The sequence below is a fragment of the Agrobacterium sp. genome (genome assembly GCF_059499945.1).
On sequence record NZ_JCABZP010000019.1, the window covers coordinates 269,557 to 292,404 of the forward strand.

At 60.7% G+C, this 22,848-nt stretch carries 19 protein-coding genes; 14 read left to right on the forward strand and 5 right to left on the reverse strand.

Annotated features, from left to right (window positions below):
* Positions 1-19 precede the first annotated feature (19 nt).
* Positions 20-364, forward strand: a complete 345-nt coding sequence (locus AC5I5B_RS22710; protein WP_174054843.1) for a formate dehydrogenase subunit delta — start codon at positions 20-22, stop codon at positions 362-364.
* Positions 365-479: 115 nt separating this feature from the next.
* Positions 480-2,132 (forward strand): OFA family MFS transporter, encoded by a 1,653-nt coding sequence (locus tag AC5I5B_RS22715; RefSeq protein ID WP_035212898.1) that lies wholly within the window; start codon positions 480-482, stop codon positions 2,130-2,132.
* Positions 2,133-2,244: 112 nt separating this feature from the next.
* Here AC5I5B_RS22715 and AC5I5B_RS22720 read toward each other — a convergent pair whose 3' ends face one another.
* The 3 genes from AC5I5B_RS22720 to AC5I5B_RS22730 are packed head-to-tail and all read right to left on the reverse strand — an operon-like array spanning position 2,245 to position 4,826.
* Positions 2,245-3,141, reverse strand: coding sequence for a dihydrodipicolinate synthase family protein (locus tag AC5I5B_RS22720; RefSeq protein WP_111793570.1), 897 nt, complete (start codon positions 3,139-3,141; stop codon positions 2,245-2,247).
* A 29-nt stretch (positions 3,142-3,170) separates the two neighbouring features.
* Positions 3,171-4,052 carry an SMP-30/gluconolactonase/LRE family protein gene (locus AC5I5B_RS22725; protein ID WP_495752846.1) on the reverse strand — a complete coding sequence of 294 codons (882 nt, stop codon included), beginning with the start codon at positions 4,050-4,052 and terminating at the stop codon, positions 3,171-3,173.
* Between the two features lie 54 nt (positions 4,053-4,106).
* Positions 4,107-4,826, reverse strand: coding sequence for a FadR/GntR family transcriptional regulator (locus AC5I5B_RS22730; protein WP_020009865.1), 720 nt, complete (start codon positions 4,824-4,826; stop codon positions 4,107-4,109).
* A 301-nt stretch (positions 4,827-5,127) separates the two neighbouring features.
* Here AC5I5B_RS22730 and AC5I5B_RS22735 point away from each other — a divergent pair, with 301 nt between their 5' ends.
* From AC5I5B_RS22735 to AC5I5B_RS22790, 12 genes are all read left to right on the forward strand, one after another.
* Entirely contained in the window at positions 5,128-7,077 is a 1,950-nt protein-coding gene (locus AC5I5B_RS22735; RefSeq protein ID WP_020810963.1) for an ABC transporter substrate-binding protein, read from the forward strand.
* 121 nt (positions 7,078-7,198) lie between these two features.
* Positions 7,199-8,185, forward strand: a complete 987-nt coding sequence (locus tag AC5I5B_RS22740; RefSeq protein ID WP_003505682.1) for an ABC transporter permease — start codon at positions 7,199-7,201, stop codon at positions 8,183-8,185.
* Positions 8,186-8,194: 9 nt separating this feature from the next.
* The gene (locus AC5I5B_RS22745) at positions 8,195-9,319 is read left to right on the forward strand and encodes an ABC transporter permease (RefSeq protein ID WP_060725622.1); all 1,125 of its coding nucleotides are present in this window, start codon (positions 8,195-8,197) and stop codon (positions 9,317-9,319) included.
* Between the two features lie 7 nt (positions 9,320-9,326).
* Complete coding sequence (locus AC5I5B_RS22750; RefSeq protein ID WP_003505684.1) at positions 9,327-11,051, forward strand: ABC transporter ATP-binding protein; 1,725 nt, start codon at positions 9,327-9,329, stop codon at positions 11,049-11,051.
* 43 nt (positions 11,052-11,094) lie between these two features.
* The gene (locus tag AC5I5B_RS22755) at positions 11,095-12,282 is read left to right on the forward strand and encodes a galactarate dehydratase (protein WP_003505685.1); all 1,188 of its coding nucleotides are present in this window, start codon (positions 11,095-11,097) and stop codon (positions 12,280-12,282) included.
* Entirely contained in the window at positions 12,269-13,135 is an 867-nt protein-coding gene (locus AC5I5B_RS22760; protein WP_174054844.1) for an aldose epimerase family protein, read from the forward strand. Before AC5I5B_RS22755 ends, AC5I5B_RS22760 begins: the two co-directional genes overlap by 14 nt.
* Before the next feature lie 138 nt (positions 13,136-13,273).
* On the forward strand, positions 13,274-14,059 hold the full coding sequence (locus tag AC5I5B_RS22765; RefSeq protein ID WP_174054845.1) for a FadR/GntR family transcriptional regulator: 786 nt from the start codon (positions 13,274-13,276) through the stop codon (positions 14,057-14,059).
* 78 nt (positions 14,060-14,137) lie between these two features.
* The gene (locus tag AC5I5B_RS22770) at positions 14,138-15,646 is read left to right on the forward strand and encodes an ABC transporter substrate-binding protein (protein WP_174054846.1); all 1,509 of its coding nucleotides are present in this window, start codon (positions 14,138-14,140) and stop codon (positions 15,644-15,646) included.
* Between the two features lie 66 nt (positions 15,647-15,712).
* A complete protein-coding gene (locus AC5I5B_RS22775) occupies positions 15,713-16,660 on the forward strand; it encodes an ABC transporter permease (protein ID WP_003505689.1) in 948 nt (315 codons plus the stop codon).
* Positions 16,661-16,670: 10 nt separating this feature from the next.
* On the forward strand, positions 16,671-17,543 hold the full coding sequence (locus AC5I5B_RS22780) for an ABC transporter permease (RefSeq protein WP_003505690.1): 873 nt from the start codon (positions 16,671-16,673) through the stop codon (positions 17,541-17,543).
* Positions 17,544-17,564: 21 nt separating this feature from the next.
* Positions 17,565-19,349 (forward strand): gamma-glutamyltransferase family protein, encoded by a 1,785-nt coding sequence (locus tag AC5I5B_RS22785; RefSeq protein ID WP_080867394.1) that lies wholly within the window; start codon positions 17,565-17,567, stop codon positions 19,347-19,349.
* Positions 19,350-19,353: 4 nt separating this feature from the next.
* Complete coding sequence (locus AC5I5B_RS22790) at positions 19,354-21,165, forward strand: ABC transporter ATP-binding protein (RefSeq protein WP_495752847.1); 1,812 nt, start codon at positions 19,354-19,356, stop codon at positions 21,163-21,165.
* Between the two features lie 40 nt (positions 21,166-21,205).
* Here AC5I5B_RS22790 and AC5I5B_RS22795 read toward each other — a convergent pair whose 3' ends face one another.
* A complete protein-coding gene (locus AC5I5B_RS22795) occupies positions 21,206-22,015 on the reverse strand; it encodes an inositol monophosphatase family protein (RefSeq protein WP_174054386.1) in 810 nt (269 codons plus the stop codon).
* On the reverse strand, positions 22,012-22,848 hold the full coding sequence (locus AC5I5B_RS22800) for a glycerophosphodiester phosphodiesterase (protein WP_174054387.1): 837 nt from the start codon (positions 22,846-22,848) through the stop codon (positions 22,012-22,014). Before AC5I5B_RS22800 ends, AC5I5B_RS22795 begins: the two co-directional genes overlap by 4 nt.

A 22,848-nucleotide genomic window follows, 5' to 3' on the forward strand; every position in this document is an offset into this window, starting at 1 on the left:
CGGCGCGGGGGAATAGGTCATGTTGCTCAACCACACCGATGAAAAGCTGGTGAGAATGGCGAACCAGATCGCGACATTCTTTCTGTCGCAGCCGGAAGATATTCGCATCGACGGTGTTGCCACGCACATCAACAAGTTCTGGGAGCCGCGCATGCGGCGCCGGTTCTTCGAGATGGTGGATGCCGGGGCCGGTGATTTTCTGCCGCTTGTGCTTGCGGCGTCGAAGGAGATCAAGCGGCCCGGTGATCCGGCAGCCGATGCGGTTGGTCTCGGCGATGATGCGAAGGGCGCGCTGGGCGGGAAAGGACCAATTGCGGGTGAGTCCCTTTCCGAGCCGAGCATACCCGAAAACACGGGGGCGTGAGCGGCACGACCACAATTTAGACTTTCCGCCGGACAGGAGGACGTCCGGCAATATCGATGTTCGCCTGGCGGGGCGAATTTGAGATGTCCAGACATTCACGAGGGAGGCAATGTCAATGGCAGTAGCAGACGCAACGGCGGGAGAGGCGGCGCAGGCCGGGTTTTTGGACCGCGAACGAATAATCGCAAGACCGGGTTTCAATCGCTGGCTGGTGCCCCCGGCGGCCCTTGCCATTCATCTATGCATCGGCATGGCCTATGGCTTCAGCGTGTTCTGGCTGCCGCTGTCGAAGGCGTTGCCGGCGACGGATCCCAGCTGCTCCAGCCTTACCCTTCTGGGCGCGCTGTTCACCACCGAGTGCAACTGGCGCGTGGCCGACCTCGGCTGGATCTATACGCTGTTCTTCGTGCTTCTCGGCTGCTCGGCGGCCATTTGGGGCGGCTGGCTGGAAAGGGTGGGGCCGCGTAAGGCCGGCTTCGTTTCCGCCTGCTGCTGGTGCGGCGGCATTCTGGTGGCGGCAGTCGGCGTCATGACCCATCAGCTATGGCTGATGTGGCTGGGCGCTGGTGTCATCGGCGGCGTCGGGCTCGGCCTTGGCTATATTTCGCCGGTATCGACGCTCATCAAATGGTTCCCGGACCGTCGCGGCATGGCGACTGGCATGGCCATCATGGGCTTCGGCGGCGGGGCGATGATCGGCGCGCCGCTCGCCAATCTCCTGATGAACAGCTTCAAGACGGATGTTTCGGTCGGCGTCTGGCAGACCTTCGTCGTGATGGCCCTGATCTATTTCGTCTTCATGATGGCGGGCGCCTTCGGTTATCGCATTCCGCCATCGGGCTGGCGTCCGGAAGGCTGGACGGCGCCTTCCGCCAAGAGCGCCATGATAACCCATCGCCATGTGCATCTGCGCGATGCGCACAAGACGCCGCAGTTCTGGCTCATCTGGGCGGTGCTGTGCCTTAACGTTTCGGCGGGCATCGGCGTTATCGGCATGGCCTCGCCCATGCTGCAGGAAATCTTTGCCGGCTCGCTGATCGGCCTGCCCGGTGTGGGTTTTGCGGATCTTGATGCCGGGCAGAAGGCGCAGATTGCGGCGATTGCTGCCGGTTTCACCGGCCTGCTTTCGCTGTTCAACATCGGCGGCCGTTTCTTCTGGGCGTCGATGTCCGACAAGATCGGCCGAAAGAACACTTATTTCTGCTTCTTCATTCTCGGCATCATTCTTTATGCGCTGGCGCCGACGCTGGCGACGATGGGTAACAAGGCGCTGTTCGTTCTGGCCTTCGGTATCATCCTGTCCATGTATGGCGGTGGTTTTGCGACCATTCCCGCTTATCTCGCCGATATCTTCGGCACGCAGTTCGTCGGCGCAATCCACGGCCGCCTGCTGACGGCCTGGGCGACTGCCGGCATTGCCGGTCCCGTCGTCGTCAACTACATCCGCGAAGCGCAGATCGCGGCGGGCGTTGCACCTGGGCCGGCGCTCTACACCAGCACCATGTATATCCTGGCGGGCATGCTGGCGATCGGCCTCGTGGCCAATGCTTTCGTGCGGCCGCTTTCGGACAAGTGGTTCATGCCGGACGCGGAGGTCGCGGCGCTGCAGGCAAAGACGGCGGCGGCCAATGCCGGCCCCACGGGCTCCTTCGGCATCGGACGCGGCGGGCTGGACACCAAGGCGGCACTGGCCTGGATTGCGGTCGGTATTCCGCTTCTCTGGGGCGTGTGGGTAACCGTGAAGAGCAGTCTGGCTCTGTTCGGCTGAACGTACATGACCCCTTCGGTGGCGCAGGAACGGTGCGCCACCCGGAACGAACATGCCGGCCGATGGCCGGCATGTTACATAAACAAAATGCAGCTTGCCGGTAACTGGTCTGTCAACGCCAGCTGGCGAGCAGCCCTTCAAGCGTCTTACGATCCTGTTCGTCCAGACGGGCAAGTCCCGGCGCTCGAACCGGGCCAACCCTGAGGCCAAGGATTTCCATGGCTTCCTTCACCACCGTCACGTTTGCGCCGTTGCGATAGCGCGTCCGCAGCCGCTCGAAGAGTTCGATCTTTTCAACGACCTTCCGTGCCGCCGAAAAATCGCCTGACGTCAGGGCTTCATGAACCTGCAGTGAGAATTGCGGAGCCACGTTGACGAGGCCGGATGTGAAGCCGCGTGCGCCGACAGCCGAAAAGGCGGGGGCCCAGCTTTCCGCGAGGCCGCAGACATAGAGCGCGCCCTTCGGATCGGAAGCGGCAATCGCGCGCGACAGAAGCATGATGTCGGTCGTTGCGAACTTGATGCCTGCAACATTCGGATGGCTGGCAAGCCTCACCATGTCATCGACCGAAAAACCGTCGGCACGGACATAGGCCACCAGCGGCAGCTCGTTGCCGTCAGCCAGGCCGAGAAAATAGTCGATCTGGGATTGCGGTGCCGCAAAGGGATCGACCGGTTGATGGGACATGACGGCGGATGCGCCCATCTCTCTTGCCTGGCGCGCCATGGCGAGAGCCTCGCGCTGCGAGCGTCCAATCGCCGCCGTGACCGGGGCTTTGCCATCAACACCTTTTATCGCGGCTTCGTAGACCCTGAGAATCTCGGCCGGTGTGAGAGCGTAGAATTCGCCGGTATTGCCGGCTGCAACGATGTTGTGGATGCCCGCCCTTGCAACGCGGGCGTAGACCTCTGTCGTGACACCAATATCGACTTCCCCGCCTGCCTCATAGGCTGTTACGGGAACGCCGGAGATGCCGTGCAGGGCCTGGCGAAAATCAAATGTCGTCATCAACTGGTTTCCTCAAGATGAAAGCGTCTTCAGATGGAAAACTTGTGTACGGCTGCCCCCGCAACGGGCGCGTCAAAGGCCACGAGGGTGCCTGGCGTGGCTATTCCGTCCGTCTCGGTGACGAGACTTGTGAGATAAATCGTCTTGAGGTCCGGACCGCCGAAACACGGCATGGTCGGCCCTTTGAACGGCAGCCTGTAGATCTCGAACAGTTCGCCATCCGGTGAAAAACGGTTGAGACGTCCGGCCTGAACGCCGGCGCTCCAGTAACAGCCTTCGCAATCGGTCGCCGCGCCATCCGGCCTGCCTTCGTCCGGCGCGAAATCGTGAAGACGTTCGGCCGGACCGAGCCTGCCCGTCGCGACATCGAAATCGAACGCCTGATACATCAGCCCGCTGCTGTCGGAGTGATACATGCGCCGGCCATCCGGGCTCCAGGCGAGCCCGTTTGAGGTGAACATGTCGCCATCGATGATGGGTTCGACGCCGCCATCCGGCGCGACGCGATAGAGGCGCGCATTGCCTGTCTGTATCGCAGCCTCGTCGCGGGTCCCAACCCAGAAATGGCCGTCGGGGCCGACCTTTCCGTCGTTGAGGCGGCTGTCAGGTCGCCCTTCGTCCGGGTCGCACAGAAGTTCAAGTTTTCCGCTTACGGGATCGAGAAGGTGCACGCCGGTCTTCAGGCCCGCCACGATCAGGCCATTGTCGCAAAGACCGAGACACCCCACCTGGGCAGGCATATCATATCTGTCGAGTTTTCCGCCCGGATGCAGGCAGAAAATGGCGGGGGCGAGAATATCGACGAACCACAGATTGCCGGTCCGCTCATCCCATGCCGGTGATTCTCCAACCTTCAACGGCGTATCGATAAGGGAGCGGAGTTTCGGCTCTATGATGCGCGGCTGGCTCACTGATTATTCTCCATTGCCCCATAGGGCCTCGTCCTTCGAATTGCGGAAACGATTCTAGCTGCCGACGCCCTGAAACATGCGGGCGCGCGCCTTCAGGATGTGGTCTTTCATCGCGTCATGCGCAGCCTGCTCCTGGCGCGCAAAGATCGCCTCCACGATTGCCGTATGCTCGTTCTGCACCTCGCGCACATGTTGCGGCGTCCGCTTGAGGCTGAGGCTGCGTGTCACCGACTGGCCGATCGCGAAATGCGGCTTGAACCAGATCCGCACCGTGATGTGGAACTGGTTATGGCTCGCCTTCGCAATGGCTTCGTGCAGGGCAAAGTCTTCCTCCGCACCGAGATCGTTGCGTTCCAGACATTGTTCCAGCGCCGCAATAGCCTGCTCGATGCGGGTTTTGTCGGCGGCCTGCCAGTTGCGCGCCGCAAGTTCGGCCGCAGAAGATTCAAGACCGGACCGGAATTCGAAAAACCGCTGCACGTCTGCAAGCGAGCCGACAGGCACCTGTTGCAACACGGACGAATCCGGCTGCTGGCGCACATAGGAGCCTGACCCTTTCTGGGAGACGATGAGGCCATCGTTTCGCAGCCGCTCCAGGGCTTCGCGCACCACCGGCCGGGATGCGCCGAACAACGACGCCAGATTCTGTTCCGATGGCAGCCGTTCGTTCACGGGAAACCGCCCGTCCGAAATCATGCCGATGATTTTTTCGTAGATGATGTCGCTCAGCCGAGTCTCGCCTCGAGCGGCAGCAGATGCGGTTTGATTGTCCATCAGCAGCCCTTCCGTTGCAAATCGCTGAAGTTAATGGGTTTCCTGCATTTCAATCGCAACAGAAATCCCGGGGTTTTTGTGAGCGAGGGGGCTGTCGTGCCAATTTTTTCTTCAAGCCTGATCCTGAAAACCTATCTACGAATAAAAAATATGTAAAAAGCTGTCAATACTTGTAATCATCTGAAAACGCCCATATGGTCTGCCCCTGCCGATGGAGGATCGGTATGCTGGCTGGCCGGGAGGGCTGTTGCGGTACGGTGAAAACCGTTTCGCTGCCGGTGATTTTTTGGGAGGATTGTCGATGCGCGATGGCGAAGCATTTTCACTGGGCGTAACGCGCCGAACCTTTATGGCGGGGCTTGGCGGCGTGGCCGCCCTTTCCGTCATCGGGACCTCGGCGCGGGCTGCTGCCGGCAAGCAGGCGCCGCAACTGGAGGCGCTGGTAAAGGACGGTAAATTGCCGCCCCTGGCCGAACGTCTGCCGAAAAATCCGATGGTGGTGACACCGCACGAGAAAATCGGCTCCTATGGCGGCACGTTGCGCCGTGGCCTGCGCGGTTCGTCGGACCATAACGGCATCCTGCGCATGGTCGGCAATCAGGGGCTGGTTCGCTGGAATATGGACTTCACCGAGGTTCTGCCGAACCTTGCGGTGAAATGGGAAGTCAACGACGATGCTTCGCAATTCACCTTCCATTTGCTGGAGGGCGCAAAATGGTCGGATGGTCATCCCTTCACCGCAGATGACGTGGTGTTCGCCATCGAGGACTGCATCAAGAACAAGGAGCTTTACAGCGCCACGCCGGCGCAGCTCTCCGTTGCGGGCAAGGCGGTCGATGTCGAAAAAGTCGATGATTTCACGGTAAAGTTCAAATTCGCAGCGCCGAATGCGCTTTATCTCGAAAACCTCGCCACGCCGCTCGGCCAGCATCCGACGCTGTTTCCCAAGCATTATTGCAGCAAGTTCCTGCCGAAATACAACACGGCGCTCGATGCCGATGTGAAGGCTGCGGGTGTCTCCAGCTGGACGGAACTGTTCCGGGCGAAGTGCGGCGATATCGAAATTCCGTCCCGCTGGTCGAATGTCGACAAGCCGACCCTTGATCCGTGGGTGGTGAAGGAACCCTATTCCGGCGGTGCGACGCGGGTGGTCATGACCCGCAACCCTTACTTCTGGCAGGTCGATACCGAAGGCAACCAGCTGCCCTATATCGACGAAATCAATTTCGGCATTTCGCAGGATGTCGAATCGCTGATGCTGAACGTCATTTCCGGCAAGATCGACATTCAGGAGCGCCATATCAGCGTTCTCGCCAACAAGCCGACCCTGTCTCAGAACATGAAAAAAGGCGATTATCGCCTGCTCACTCTGGTGCCGTCTGCTGCGCAGCAATGCCAGATCTACCTGAACATCACCCACAAAGACCCGGCAATGCGCAAGATGTTCGCGGACAAGTCCTTCCGTCAGGCGCTGTCCATTGCGCTCAACCGGCAGGAAATCATCGACATCGTCTATTTCAGCCAGAGCGAGGGGTATCAGGCCGGACCACGCCCGACACACCCCTGGTATAATGAAAAGCTGGCGCGCCAGTTCACCGAATATGATGCCGACAAGGCGAATGATCTTCTCGACAAGGCCGGTTACGACAAGAAGAACGGCAACGGCATGCGGTTGCGGCCTGATGGCCAGCCCGTCTTCTTCTCGATCGATGTCATCCCCACGCTCTATCCCGATCTGGTCGATGCGCTGGAACTGGTGAAGGCGCAATGGGCGCAGATCGGTGTCGACATCAAGGTCAACACCATCGAACGCGCGCTCTATTATACACGCGGCGATGACAACGCCCATGATGCTGCCGTCTGGCCCGGCCCCGGCGGTCTCGACCCGATGCTTGATCCGCGCGATTTCTTCGCATTCCACCCGCAGGGTTCGCGTTACGCCATTCCGTGGGCGCTCTGGTACACCTCGAATGGCCAGAAGGGCGAAGAGCCGCCGGAAAGCCAGAAGAGGCGCTTCAAGCTGTTTGACGAGGCGCGCTCGACGGCCGACCTTGCCAAACGCGGCGAGAAGATGAAGGAAATCTTCGATATCGCGGCGGAAGAGTTCGAGACGATCGGCCTCTGCCTTGCCGTTGGTGGTTTCGGCATCATCCGCAATAATCTGCGCAATGTGCCGGAAACGGAACCCGACAGCTGGACATGGCCCAATCCCGGCCCGGCGCTGCCGCAACAGTTCACCTTCACAAGCTGATACCACCACATGGGCGTCGCTGCCGTAACGCGGCGACGCCTCTCAGGTTGTTTCGACCACGCGCATACCGTTTCCTTAGTGGAAGGCGGTGCGTATGGCACAATGTGATTGCGAGAGCGACATGCTGCTTTTTATCGTAAAACGCCTGCTGTGGATGATACCGTCCCTGTTTGCCGTCAGTTTCCTTGCCTTTGTCCTGATCCAGCTGCCGCCCGGTGACTATGTGACGACCTATATCGCCACACTGGCTGCCTCCAACGAGGTCATCGACCACAATACCGCGGCGCAGCTGCGTGAACGTTTCGGCCTCGATGATCCCATGATCGTGCAATATCTGAAATGGATATGGGGCATCATCAGCCGTGGCGATTTCGGCATTTCGTTCGAATGGCAGCAGCCGGTTTCGGGCCTCATCTGGGAGCGTATGGCGCTGACGCTGGTTCTGGCCATCGCAAGCCTTCTCGCCACCTGGGCCATCGCACTTCCGATCGGCGTCTTCTCCGCCGTGCGCAAATATTCGATCGGCGATTATCTCTTCACCGCCTTTTCCTTCTTCGGCCTTTCCATACCCTCGTTCCTGCTGGCGCTGGTGCTGATGTATGTGGCGGCGGTGGAGTTCGGGGCCGATGTCGGCGGGCTGTTTTCAGCCGAATATGAAACGGCCTCCTGGAGCATCGCCAAGATGGTTGACCTTATGGCTCATATCTGGCTGCCGGTCGCCATTCTTGCCGTGTCTTCCACCGCAAGCCTCATCCGCGTCATGCGCGCCAACATGCTGGACGAATTGCCCAAGCCCTATGTGACCACGGCGCGGGCGAAAGGTTTGTCCGAGTTCAAGCTGCTGACGAAATATCCGCTCAGAATTGCGCTCAACCCGTTCATTTCCACCATCGCATGGCTTTTGCCAAACCTTATTTCGGGCTCCGTGGTGGTCGCCATCGTGCTCAATCTGCCGACGGCCGCACCCCTGCTTCTGCAGTCGCTGATGGCGCAGGACATGTATCTCGCCGGCGCCTTCGTGCTTCTGATCTGCGCGCTGACGCTGATCGGATCGCTTATCAGCGACATCCTGCTTGCGCTGGTCGATCCGCGCATCCGTCTCGAATAGGAGGGCGCCATGAGCGATATCACCATTACCACCAATGCCCGGCAGGACCGCGCCGCCGTCGCCTCGCAGTGGCAGCTCATCTGGTGGGCATTCAAGCGCCACAAGCTGGCCATGGCCGCCCTGTTCATCACCATTGCCATGTATATCGTTGCGCTGGTGCCCGGCTTCTTCGCCATCAACGATCCGGTGCTGCAGAACGCCCGCGCCACCTTCCATCCGCCGCAGCGCGTCCATTTCGTCGATACGACCGAAGGTTTCTCGCTCGGGATGCATTATTATCCGCTGAAGCTGACCCGTAACCCCGAAACGCTGGCTGCGGTGTTCGTGGAAGATACGGCCAAGAAAATACCGATCCAGCTTTTTGGCAGGGGTTACGAATATTCCGTATTCGGCCTGTTCAACACGAATATCCACCTGCTGGCTTCCACCGACAAGACGCGCCCGCTTTTCCTGTTCGGCGCGGACCGCCTCGGACGCGATGTCTTTAGCCGCGTGGTGCAGGGTGCGCAGGTTTCCCTGTCGATCGGTCTCGTCGGCGTGTTTTTCTCGCTGCTGCTCGGCGTCGTTCTGGGCGGTATCTCCGGTTATTATGGCGGCCGCATCGATTTCGTCATGCAGCGCGTGATCGATTTCGTGCTGTCGCTGCCCACCATTCCCATCTGGCTGGCGCTGGCCGCCGCCCTGCCGCAGGGCTGGCCTGCCACGCTTCAATACATGATGATCACCATCATCCTGTCCCTGACCGGCTGGGCGCAGCTTGCCCGCGTCGTGCGCGGCCGGTTCCTGTCGCTCAGAACCGAAGAATTCGTGGCCGCGGCGCGGCTGGATGGCGTGCCGGAAGGGCGCATCATCTTTCGCCATATGCTGCCGAGTTTTTCGAGCCATATCATCGCCTCGGTCACGCTTGCGGTTCCGGCGATGATCCTTGCGGAAACCTCGCTCTCATTCCTCGGTCTCGGTCTCCAGCCGCCGACGATTTCCTGGGGCGTGCTGCTTCGCGAGGCGCAGAACATCCGCTCGATCGCAACCGCGCCATGGCTGTTCCTGCCGGGCGTCGCTGTTGTCATTGCCGTCATGGCGCTCAATCTGCTCGGTGACGGCCTGCGCGATGCAGCCGATCCCTATAATAAGTGAGGTCCTGATGAGCGACATTCTCTCCATGAAGCCCGCCAGGCCGCTGCTCGAAGTCCGCAATCTCGTGACCGAATTTCCGGTCCGAAACGGCGTCTTCCGGGCGGTCAACGATCTGTCTTTTTCCATCGATCCCGGCAAGACCCTCTGCGTCGTCGGCGAAAGCGGCTCCGGCAAATCCGTCACCGCCCGCTCGATCCTGCAGATCATCGACACCCCCGGCCGTATTGCGTCCGGGTCGATCATCCTCAACCGCGCCGATGGCACCTCTTTGGATCTGGCAAAGCTCGATCCGCGCAGCCGGGCCATCCGCTCGGTGCGCGGCGCTGATATCGCGATGATTTTTCAGGAGCCGATGTCGTCGCTTTCACCCGTGCATACGGTGGGTGATCAGATCACCGAGGTCCTGCGTCTGCATCTGAAAATGAGCAAGGCACAGGCGCGGGCCGAGGCCATCGAGCTGCTGCGGCAGGTGGAAATTCCAAATCCCGAAAAGGCGCTGGATCGTTACGCTTTCCAATATTCGGGCGGCATGCGCCAGCGCGCGATGATCGCCATGGCGCTGGCCTGCAAACCGCAACTGTTGATCGCCGACGAACCGACGACGGCGCTTGACGTCACCACACAGGCCGAAATACTCGACCTGATATCGCGACTGCAAAAGGCGCATGGCATGGCGGTGTTGTTCATTACCCATGATATGGGCGTGGTGGCGCAGATCGCCGATGACGTGCTGGTCATGCATCATGGCGTCGCCAAGGAATATGGCGCCGTCGAGCAGATATTCCACAGCCCGCAGGACCCCTATACCCGCATGCTGATCGGCTCCGTGCTGAAGCTGGAGCAGAAGGCGGAAATCCGGCTTGCGCGGCCTCCGCTCGATCTCACGGCTGCGCCGGTGCTCGAAGTGAACGACCTTTCCATGCACTTCGGTGAAATGAAGGCGCTGGATGGCGTGTCGATCAAGCTTCTGCCGGGCGAGACGCTTGGCATCGTCGGCGAAAGCGGCTCCGGCAAGACAACGATGGGCCGCTCCATCATGCGTCTTTACGATCCGACCGGCGGCGAGATGCGTTATCGCCGGGCGGATGGCACGGTGGTCGACTTGGCCAAAATCGAAGGTGCCGAACTGAAAGCCGCGCGGCGTGAATTGCGTATGGTTTTCCAGGACCCTTTCGGCTCGCTCAATCCGCGCATGACGGTGGCGCAGGTCATCGGCGAGCCGTTGCTGGTCAACGGCATTGCCAGGGGCAAGGAACTGGATGAACGCGTCTGCGCCCTGATGGAGCAGGTGGGTCTCGATCCGGCCGGGCGCGAACGTTACCCGCACGCCTTTTCCGGCGGACAGCGCCAGCGCATCGGGATTGCCCGCGCCATCACGCTGAAACCCCGCATCATCGTTGCGGATGAGGCGACGTCAGCGCTTGATGTTTCGGTGCGGTTCCAGGTGCTGGATCTGCTGATGCGCCTGCAGGACGAGCTTGGTCTCGCCTATATCTTCATCAGCCATGACATCGGCGTTATCAGATACATGTGCGACCGTGTCGGGGTGATGTATCGCGGCAAGCTTGTCGAAGTGGGAGACGCCGAAAAGGTCTGCAACGCGCCCGACCATCCCTATACGCAGGCGCTTCTTTCCGCCATTCCGCGCCCGGACCCGCGGGACCGGGACCGTACCCGCAGGTTTCGCTACGTCGAACCGCCAGAGATCAAAAACGGGATCGCCGCCCGATAGTGTTGCGCCCGTTGCGCGCTGCAATTCATGAGGAAGACTAAGCATGAAAATCGATCGCATGCGGGTATTCGTCACCCGCGACAAGGACCGCCCCCGCGTCATCGTCGCTCTCGATACGGATGACGGTTTGACCGGCTGGGGCGAATGTTACAATCACGGCCCCGATCTCGCCTTGCCGCCGGTGCTGGATTACCTCTATGGCTTCCTCGCCGGACAGGACCCGACGCGGGTCGAATATCTCTACAATCTCCTTCTCCAGCAGAACCGCTTTCCGCCCGGCGCGCTCGGTCTGTCAGCAATATCTGCGCTTGATCATTGCCTGTGGGACCTTGCCGCCAAGGCAGCGGGCGTGCCTGTTTACAAGCTGCTGGGCGGCGAAGTGCGCGACCGTATCAAGGTCTATGCCGGCGTCTACACGGCGCCGGATGCGCCGGCGGCGAAGGAAGAGTTCGACCGCCTCAACGAGGGTTGGGGCTTCACGGCCTTCAAGCTCAGCCCGTGGCGCGTCGATATTCACGCCCATCGCTGGGGGGAGGTGGTGCGCAGTTCGGCGGACTATTTCCGCTCGCTTCGCGAGACCGTGCGGTCTGACTACGACATCGCCTTCGATGCCCATGCCAAGATTTTTGAACCCGCCGCCGCCCGCCAGCTTGGCAATGCGCTTGCCCCTTACGATCCGCTGTTTTTCGAAGAGCCTTTGCGTCCCGAAAACATCGAGATGTGGGGAGACCTGAAACAGGGGCTGAACTGCACGCTGGCAACAGGCGAAAGTCTCTATAATCGCAATGAGTTCCTGCGTCTTCTTCAAGTAAAGGGTGCAGACATCATTCAGCCTGACATCTGCGTCGTCGGCGGCATTTCCGAAATGCGCCGCATCGCCACGCTTGCGGAAGCCCATTTCGTCAGCATTGCGCCGCATAACCCGATGGGGCCGCTCGCCACCGCCGTCAATGTGCACTTCTCAGCCGCCCAGCAGAATTTCCGTATTCTCGAATACCGGCTGCCGAAAGGCCAATGTTATGTCTATGGCGGCACCGATCTTGAAAAACGCGAGGATGAAACCCGCTATGTGGTCGACCCCTATCTGCCGAAGGACGGATATCTGGAACTGAGGCCGGATCGTCCCGGTTGGGGGGTGGAGATGGATGAAAAAGCCATGCAGGAAGACGGTTACATTCACTGGCAGAGACGGGTGCCGAAACGGCCCGACGGGTCCTATGCCTTTGCCTGAAACGGTCGCGATTGCCTGCGGGCAGCTCTCTGCCCGCCTGCGTCCCGCATGGGGCGGCAGGATGACCCATCTGCACCATGCGGACTACGGTGATATTCTGGCGCCAGCAACCGGAGAGGATTTCGAGCCGTTCAACTGGCCGCGCGCCGGCGCCTATCCGCTGTTTCCTTACCACAATAGGCTCTATGGGAGTTCGTTCGTTCATGCGGGCATCCGCCATGAGCTTTCTCCCCATCCGGCCCTTGCGCCTGATGCCATGCATGGGCCTGCGCACCGGCGAGCCTGGGAGATTTCCGGTCTGGCTTCCGATCGGGCGGGGCTGGTACTCCACTATGAGGCTGACGGGGAATGGCCTTTTTCCTTCCGCGCTGAACAGTCTTTTCTGCTCGAAGACGCCGGCCTCACCGTGGACCTGTCGATCACCAATCTGGCGGACGTACCCGCGCCGATGGCGCTGGGCTGGCATCCCTATCTGGCTGCCGGATTTGGCTGCGAAGCGCGCACGAATGCAAGGCTGGAATATCCGCTGGACCCGCAGAACGTGCCGACCGGCCAGGCAGCCGTACTTCGCCAGACGACCGTCATTCCCGCAGCGACGGGATACACGGAGCATTATACAGGTTGGTCTAATGCGCATGTCCGGTTTGACGGGTTTTCACTGCTGATCGAGGCCGATCCCGTTTTCGGTCATCTGGCTGTCCACCGCATGGACAGCTATCTTTGCCTCGAGCCCGTTTCCATGGCCGCCGGAGCGCTCGGCTTGCCGGAGGCGCAGCGGGAAGCGCTGGGCGTCAGGATCGTAGCACCCGGCAAACATCTATCGGGGCGCATCCGGCTTTCCGTCGGGCCTTGAGGGGGGCAGGGCGCGCGCGAGAACGCCATGCCCCCGCATCCTATCTCCACAGTCAAAAAAACGCCATATGCCCATATTTTGAGCGTCAGAAATTGTCGCTCAAAAATGCGCTTGACGTCGGCGAAAATTTCTCACCAAATGAACCAATACAAGATTGGTTCAAGCAAATGGTGCGGTGTGGCAGCAGGCCCTAACGACAATTCCAACTACGCGCTGGCGCGGTTGCGTGAATATATTCAGGCGAATCATCTCGTCAGGGATGGCCGTCTGCCGACGGAACGGGCCTTTGCGGAGACTTTTAACGTCGGCCGTCGGTCGATCCGCCGCGCGCTGGAGGTTCTGGAAGCCGAAGGCCTCATCTGGCGGCGGCAGGGCGCCGGAACCTTTGTGGGTGAAAAACCTGATGATTGGTCCGCCCAGGTCACGGAATTGGTCGCCGGTACGGATTTCATGGAGATCATGGAGGTGCGCCTGCGCATCGAACCGCAGCTGGCGCAGCTAGCGGCCATGCGCGCCAAGCCGGCCGAGGTGGAGCGCATGCGGGCGCTGGTGGAAAAGACCGGCCAGAGCACGGATGCCGATGCCAAGGAATTGTGGGATGGCTCGCTCCATCGCCAGATCGCCCAGAGTGCCGGCAACAAGCTGTTTCTCTCGATTTTCGATGTCATCAATCGTGTCCGCCAGGATGATGCCTGGCAGTCGATACGGGAACTCGCCCGGCGCAGCGGAACAAATGTCAGGGCGTCTTTCGAACAGCACATGGCCATTGTCGACGCCATCGCCGATCGCGATCCGGCGCGTGCCGGTGAAGCCATGCGCCAGCATCTTCTCATGCATCAGGAAAGGCTGATCCGCGCCACCTCGCTCGGCTTTCTGGAAGAGGGATCCGGGGACGCCGATAATTCGCTGACCGAGGCTTCTTAAGGCCACGGATGAAAACTGTCGCCCCGTCAGGGGCGGCCAATGACAAAAAGTCAAAATAACCAGACCAGAGGAACGAACATGAAGAAAATCCAGACATTGACTGCTGCGCTGTTGGCGAGCGCAGTCCTGACCACGCCGGCGCTATCCTCCGAATTGCGCATCGGCCTGAACGACGATGCTGATGTGCTCGATCCAGCACAGTCGCGCACCTTCGTCGGCCGCATCGTCTACACCGCCATGTGCGACAAGCTGGTGGATATCTCGCAGGACATGAAGATCGTGCCCCAGCTTGCCACCGAATGGGCGTGGTCCGAAGGCGGCAAGGTTCTGACCATGAAAATCCGCGATGGCGTGAAGTTCCACGATGGTGAAACACTGGACGCGGCGGCCGTCGTCGCCACCATCGAGCGCAACATGACGCTGCCGGAATCCCGCCGCAAGAGCGAGCTTTCGTCGGTCGAGAAGGTTGAGGCGACAGCGCCGCTCGAAGTCAAGTTCACGCTGAAGACGCCTGATGTCACCCTGCTCGCGCAGCTTTCCGACCGCGCCGGCATGATCGTCGCGCCGAAAGCGGCCAAGGAACTCGGCGCGAATTTCGGTTCGAAACCGGTCTGTGCCGGTCCGTTCAAATTCGTCGAGCGCATCCAGCAGGATCGTATCGTGCTCGAGAAATTCGCGGACTACTGGGACAAGGACAAGGTCCTCGTTGATAAGATCGTCTATCTGCCGATCCCGGACACCACCGTGAAGCTCGCGAACCTTCGCGCAGGCGACCTCGATATCGCAGAGCGTATCTCTGCCTCCGACGCGGAATCCGTCAGGAACGACCCCAAACTGACCTATGCCGATGTCATCGGACCGGGTTACATGGCCATGTATGTCAACATGAACAATGGTGCGCGTGCGGATAATCCGCTCGGCAAGGACAAGCGCCTGCGCCAGGCATTCTCCTATGCGATCGACCGCGAGGCGATCGGCCAGATCGTCTTCGAAGGGACGTCAAAGGGCGGCAATCAGGCTTTCCCGCCAACGAGCCCCTGGTTCAACCAGAACCTGCCGGTGCCGCCGCGCGATATCGACAAGGCCAAGCAGTTGATGAAGGAGGCGGGTTACGAGACGCTCGATGTCGAGCTTCAGCACGCCAACAACACCACGCAGACGCAGATGATGCAGGTCATCCAGTCCATGGCGGCCGAGGCCGGCTTCAACGTCACCCTGAAGGCCACCGAATTTGCCACACTCCTGTCCGAGCAGACCGCCGGTAATTACCAGCTCAGCCGTTCAGACTGGTCGGGACGTATCGATCCCGATGGCAACCTGCATCAGTTCGTCACCTGCAAGGGCGGCATCAACGATGTGAAATATTGCAATCCCGAGGTTGACAAGCTGCTGAACGAGGCCCGCGCCTCGACCGAAGATGCAGTCCGCAAGGAAAAATATGATGCCGCAAGCGTCATCCTCAACGACGACATGCCGATCATCTACCTCGGCCACCAGCCCTATGCCTATGCCATTTCCAACAAGGTCAAGGGCTGGGCGCCGTCACCTGACGGTATGATCCGCCTTCTCGGCGTTTCCAAGGACTGACCGTTTCGCATAGGCCGCACGGCTTGCCGTGCGGCCCCCAGACCGGACACAAACGGGGGCAATGCCATGCCTGTTTATATCGGCAAGCGACTGCTGGTCGCGATCCCGACGCTTCTCATCATTTCCATCTTCGTTTTCTCGCTGCAGAAACTCCTGCCGGGGGATCCGGTTCTCGCCATGGCGGGTGAGGAGCGCGATCCCGCGACGATCGAATTCCTGCGCGAGAAATATCGCCTCAACGACCCCGTGCCGCTGCAATATATCAACTGGCTGGGCGGCGTGGTGACCGGCGATTTCGGTATTTCGCTGCGGTCCAACCAGCCGGTGCTGGAACTGATCGGCCAGAAGCTGCCGGTCACCATTCAGCTGGCTGTCATGGCGATGTTCTTCGCCATGGTGATCGGCATCCCCATCGGCATTCTGGCCGCCGTCAAGAAGAATACCTGGATCGATTACACCGCCAATATCGTTGCGCTTTCCGGCCTGTCGATCCCGAATTTCTGGCTCGGCATCATGCTGATCCTGCTGGTCTCGGTAAAACTCGGCTGGTTGCCGGCATCCGGTTATGAATCGATCTTCGTGGACCCTGTCCGTTCCATCGAAACGATGATCATGCCCGCCTTCGTGCTGGGCAATGCGCTTGCGGCAACGCTGATGCGGCACACGAGGTCTGCGATGGTTGCGGTCTTGAGTTCGGACTATATCCGAACCGCCCGCGCCAAGGGACTTTCGCCGCGCGAGATCATCCTGTCGCACAGTTTCCGTAATGCGCTTCTTCCCGTCATCACGCTGCTGGCGCTGCTCTTCGGGGAGCTGCTGGCCGGTGCGGTTCTGACGGAGCAGATATTCACCATTCCCGGTTTCGGCAAGATGACGGTCGATGCGGTTTTCACCCGTGACTATGCCGTCGTGCAGGGCATCGTTTTATGCACCGCCGTCGGTTTCATCCTCATGAACCTGCTGGCCGACATTGCCTATGTCCTGCTTAACCCCCGCCTCAGGGCGACGATCTGAGGCTGATATCATGACCGTTCTCGATCAAAACCTCTCCGTACCGGCGACACGGCAGGAAAGCCGCGCCTGGAAAAAAATGAAGCGCAACAAATCGGCGCTTGTCGGCATGATCATCGTGCTGTTTTTCGCCGTGCTTGCCATCGCCGCGCCGATCCTGCCGATTGCCGATCCGGTTGCGACCAGCTGGTCGGCCATCCGCAAGGCGCCGTCGGCGGCCCACTGGCTCGGCACTGACGATCTCGGCCGTGATATTCTCTCGCGCATGATCTATGGCGCCCGCGCCTCGCTGATGGCCGGCGTCGTCTCGGTGATGATCGCGGTGGTGATCGGCGTGCCCTTTGGCCTGATTTCAGGTTATTTCGGCGGCTGGGTGGATATGGTCATCTCCCGCATCACCGAAGCGCTGCTCGCCATGCCCTTCCTGATCATGGCAATCGCGCTCGCCGCCTTTCTCGGCCCGAGCCTTACCAATGCGATGATCGCCATCGGCCTTTCCGCCATGCCGATCTTCGTGCGGCTGACGCGCGGACAGGTGCTTGCCGTCAAGATGGAGGACTATGTCGAGGGGGCGAGGTCCATCGGCCTCAACCACATCGACATCATGACGCGTTACATCCTGCCGAATGTCTTTGCCCCCATCATCGTGCAGGCGACGCTGACGGTGGCGACCGCCATCATTGCGGAGGCGAGCCTTTCCTTCCTCGGCCTTGGCCAGCAGGCGCCGGCCCCATCCTGGGGTTCGATGCTGAATACCGCGAAGAATTTCCTGAGCCAGGCTCCGTGGATGACGATGTGGCCCGGCATCGCCATCTTCCTCGTCGTCATCGGTTTCAATCTTCTCGGCGACGGCCTGCGCGACGCGCTCGATCCGCGCGAAGCATGATTTTTTACAAGGAATATCGGAATGAATGAATTCACCACACGCCCTGAAATCCTTGGCACCTTCGGCGTCGTCACCTCGACGCACTGGATCGCATCGGCCGTTGGCATGGCGATCCTCGAAAAGGGCGGCAATGCTTTCGATGCTGCCGTCGCCACCGGTTTTGTCCTGCAGATTGTCGAGCCGCATTTGTGCGGCCCGGGCGGAGATATGCCCGCGGTGTTTTATTCCAAGCAGAAGGACAAGGTGGAAGTCATCTGCGCACAGGGCCCGGCCCCGAGTGGCGCCACGATTGAACATTACACTTCGGAAGGCCTGAAGCTGATCCCCGGCGACGGGCTGCTCGCAACCGTCATACCCGGCGCCTTCGACGGCTGGATGCTGATGCTGCGCGACTATGGCACGATGAGCGTGCGCGAAGTGCTGGAACCCGCAATCTATTATGCCGAGCACGGGCATCCGACGTTGCCGCGTGTCTCCGCCACCATCAAGGGGCTGGCCGATTTCTTCGAGAAGGAATGGCCGACATCCCATGAGACATGGCTGCCGGGCGGCGCGGCACCCGAGCCTCACGCCAATTTCCGCAACCCGGTTCTCGCCGCCACCTATCAGCGGATCGTCACTGAAGCCGAAGCGCGCTCCGGCCGCGAAAACCAGATAGAGGCGGCGCGCGATGCCTTCTATCGGGGTTTCGTAGCGGAAGCCATCGACAGTTACGTAAAGACCGCAGAGGTGATGGATGCTAGCGGCGCAAGGCACAAGGGCGTGCTGACGGCGCAGGATATGGCGGACTGGAGCGCGACCGTCGAAGCGCCGCAGACTTTCGACTATCAAGACTGGACGATTGCCAAGACGCCCGCCTGGGGGCAGGGTCCGGTTCTCTTGCAATCGCTTGCGCTGCTGAAGGGCTTCGATATTGCGGCCATGGAGCCGTCCGGTCCCGATTTTATCCACACCATCGTCGAAGCCATGAAGCTCGCTTATGCCGATCGCGAGGTCTATTACGGCGACCCTGAATTCGGCCAGATACCGACTGAATATCTTCTCTCCGAAGGTTACAATGCCGGACGCCGCACGCTGATCGGCAGCGAGGCGTCGCTGGAGCTGCGTCCGGGCACCGTGCCGGGTTACGAAAAGCAGGTGGATGCCACCATGGCGATGCTGGCCGAAATGAGCGGCACCGGCACCGTCTACGAGCCGACCATGTCGCATCTGACGGAAAAGCGCGGCGACACGGTCCATATCGACGTCATCGACCGCTGGGGCAACATGGTCTCCACCACGCCTTCGGGCGGCTGGCTGCAATCCTCGCCCATCGTGCCGGGTCTCGGTTTCGCGCTCAATTCCCGCGCCCAGATGTTCTGGCTGAAGGAGGGGCTGCCCACCTCGCTTGCGCCGGGCAAGCGCCCGCGCACGACGCTGACGCCCTCGCTTGCGCTGCATCAGGGCCGTCCCGCCATGGTCTTCGGTACGCCGGGCGGCGACCAGCAGGACCAGTGGCAACTACCCTTCTTCCTACGTTATGCCCATCACGGCAAGAACCTGCAGGCCGCGATAGATATGCCGTTGTTCCACACCGCGCATTTTCCGGGCTCGTTTTATCCGCGCACCAGCTCGCCGGGGGAAATCACCGTGGAAAGCACCGTGGGTGAAGCGACCTTGCAGGAGCTTCGCCGTCGCGGACACCGCGTCACGGTTGCCGATGCATGGTCCGTCGGCCGGCTCACCGCCGCGCGGCGGGATGCGGACGGCCTCTTGCGCGCCGCCGCAACGCCGCGGCTGATGCAGGCCTATGCGGTTGGGCGGTAAGACCATGGAGATGAAACCTGTCCTCTCCGTCCGGAACCTGACCACCTCCTTCCTCGTCGATGGCGCCTGGAAAAGCGTGGTGCGCAATGTGTCCTTCGATGTCGCGCCCGGTGAAACCGTCGCGATTGTCGGCGAATCCGGCTCCGGTAAATCCGTGACGTCGCTATCACTGATGCGCCTGCTTGCCCCAGCCTCCAGCCGGATAGAAGGGGAAGTCCTGCTCAACGGGCGCAATCTGCTGGCGCTTTCCGAAAAAGAGATGCGTGGCGTGCGCGGCAACGATATCTCGATGATCTTTCAGGAGCCGATGACCTCGCTCAATCCGATCTTCACCATCGGCCGTCAGATTTCCGAAGTCCTCATCCGCCACAAGGGGCTTTCGAAGCAGGAGGCGCGGGCGGAGACGGTGCGGCTTCTGGAGAAGGTCCGCATTCCCAACGCCTCCGGTCGTTTTGACGAATATCCGCATCAGTTTTCGGGCGGCATGCGTCAGCGGGTGATGATTGCCATGGCGCTCGCCTCGCGGCCGAAATTGCTGATCGCCGACGAGCCGACGACGGCGCTCGACGTTACCATTCAGGGCCAGATCCTCGATCTCATCAAGCTGCTGCAGGAAGAGGAGGGCATGTCGGTGCTCTTCATCACCCATGACATGGGTGTGGTGGCCGAAATCGCTGACCGTACGATCGTGATGTATCGCGGCGATGAAGTCGAGACCGGGCCGACGGAGGACATATTCCGGCGCGGCAAACATCCCTATACGCGGGCGCTGCTTTCGGCGGTTCCGAAGCTCGGTTCGATGCGTAACCGGCAATGGCCGACGCGTTTTCCGGTTCTCGACATGAAAACCGGTCTTTCGACTGAGCCGGAGGAGGTGGCCGAGACGGTTGCAAGCGGCCAGACACCGGTTCTGTCGGTCAAGAACCTTGTGACGCGCTTTCCCATCCGCTCCGGCCTGCTGGCGCGCCAGACGGGTGCGGTTCACGCCGTCGAAAACGTTTCCTTCGACCTGTTTCAAGGAGAAACGCTGTCGCTGGTGGGTGAATCCGGTTGCGGAAAATCCACCACCGGCCGCTCGATCATGCGCCTCGTGGAGCCGTCGTCCGGCGATGTGTCCCTCGACGGTTACGATGTGATGCGCCTCGATAACGTCGGCCTGCGCAACATGCGCAAATCGGTGCAAATGATCTTTCAGGACCCGTTCTCGTCGCTCAATCCGCGCATGACGGTGGGCACGGCAATTTCCGAGCCCTTCATCAAGCACAGGCTGGGCAGCGCCAAGCAGGCCAAGGAAAAGACTGCCGATCTTCTCGAAAAGGTCGGCCTGTCCGCCGATATGGCCAACCGCTACCCGCACGAATTTTCGGGTGGTCAGCGCCAGCGCATCGCGATTGCCCGGGCACTGGCCCTCGATCCGAAGGTCATCGTTGCCGATGAAAGCGTCTCGGCGCTCGATGTGTCTATCAAGGCGCAGGTCTGCAACCTGCTGCTCGACCTGCAGCAGAGCCTCAACCTCGCCTTCCTGTTCATCAGCCATGACATGGCTGTCGTGGAGCGCGTCAGCCATCGTGTCGCGGTGATGTATCTCGGCGAGATCGTGGAGATCGGGCCGCGCGCCGCCGTTTTCGACAATCCGCAACATGCCTATACGAAAAAGCTGATGGCGGCCGTTCCGGTGCCGGACCCGGCAAGACGCGGGATAAGGCGCGGCATATCCAATGACGAGCTGAAGAGCCCGATACGGGCAATGGGATATGAAACACCGACGCGAAACTACAGGACCGTATCGCCCGGCCACATGGTGCAGGTAGCCTGAGACGATTACGGCCGCCCGAAATGTTTTGAAAAGGAAACGGTTATGAGGGGTTTTTGGGCGAAACGCCGCGCAGATGCCCCATGAGATAGGCATGGGTCGCGGCATTGGCGACGATCAGCGTTCCGGTCTTCTCATAGAACTCCGGTCCGCGACCCCACCAGTCGGTCACAATGCCGCCGGCCTCCTGAACAAGAAGAATGCCGGCTGCCGTGTCGACGAATCCCGTCTCCTCGTAATAGCCCGTGAGACGACCGCAGGCGACATAAGCGCAGGAATTGGCGGCGCTGCCGACAACACGAACCGCGCCGATGGGCGCGCGAATGGCGTCGAGGCGCTGATAGGCACCGGGATAAAGCTGGAGATTGGGCGTAGGCAGGCCGGTGCCGACGCACATGAGCGCGACATCGGTGCTGGCATTGACCCGCAGGCGCTCGCCATTGAGATAGGCGCCGTCTCCCTTGATCGTGGCGAACATCTCGTCGGAAACGGGATTATAGACCAGCCCGCAGATCGTTTCATTGCCGCGGCGAAGCGCGATGGTGATGGTGTAGTGCTGGCCGAAGAGGAAATTGGTGGTGCCATCGATCGGGTCGACCAGCCAGCGATGATCCTGATCCGCCCCTTCGACAGGTGCGAATTCCTCGCCGGTCAGTCCCCAGGGATATTGTGCGAGCAGGCGCTGGCGGATCAGTGTCTCGGAATCTCGGTCCGCATCGGAAACGAAATCCCCCGGTCCCTTGACGCCGATCTCGATGTCGCGGAAGCGCCTGAAATGGTCGAGCGTCAATGCGCCGGCTTCGCGAGCGGTGGCGACCATATGGTCGAGGATGGTGCTGTAATTGACTGTCATCGGCTGAAAACCTCGGCGAGCCCTTCCGGATCATCGGTGGTGATCTGGTCCACCTTAAGCCGCAGGAGGCGTTTCACCTGTTCTATGGATTGCGGTGTGACGCTGTTGATTGTCCAGGCGTCGACCCGGCGGCCGGCGGCATGGATCGGGGCGATGATATCGACACCGGCATCCTCGGCAGCAAGTACGATCGCGTAGTCGAGATAGATCATCCCGGCATCGGGCGCGGTGGCGAGAGCGTCTTCGATGAAACCCAGATAGTTTCCGCTTGCCTCCAGGTCTGCAAGTGTGCCGTGATCGCAGGGATCATATCCGGTGCGAAGTCCCGGCGCTGAGCCGGCCAGCATGGCGATGGCGTCGAAATCGCCGCCGGACAGGATCACCGAGCTTGCTATGGGCGAAACGCTTGCTCCGAAACCGGCGACCACCTGCGGGGTAAGCGCCTGCAGGTCCTCCTTGAAATCGAGCTGCAACAGGGCGTCGGGATGCACGGTCTCGTGGGCGAGCAGGGCGCAGAGGTCTTCGAGCAACATCACCTTCGAAGCGATTGGCTGGCCCCCGTTGTCGCGTAGGTGAAGCTGACGCAGCGCAGCGGCGGATGTGTCGCGCACTCGGCCGGTGCCGGTGGTTTCCCGTTCCAGCGTCCGGTCATGCAAAACGGCGCAGCCGTGATCGGCATGAATGACGAGATCGACTTCGATGCTCGCACCAAGGCGCATCGCCTCGATGATGCGCTCGCCGGTGAAGACCGGATCGCTAGCGCGGCGGCGGGCGCGATGCCATTTGAGCCAGGTCCTGTGGCCGTCGCGTTCGATAAGGATCGGCTGGTTCAT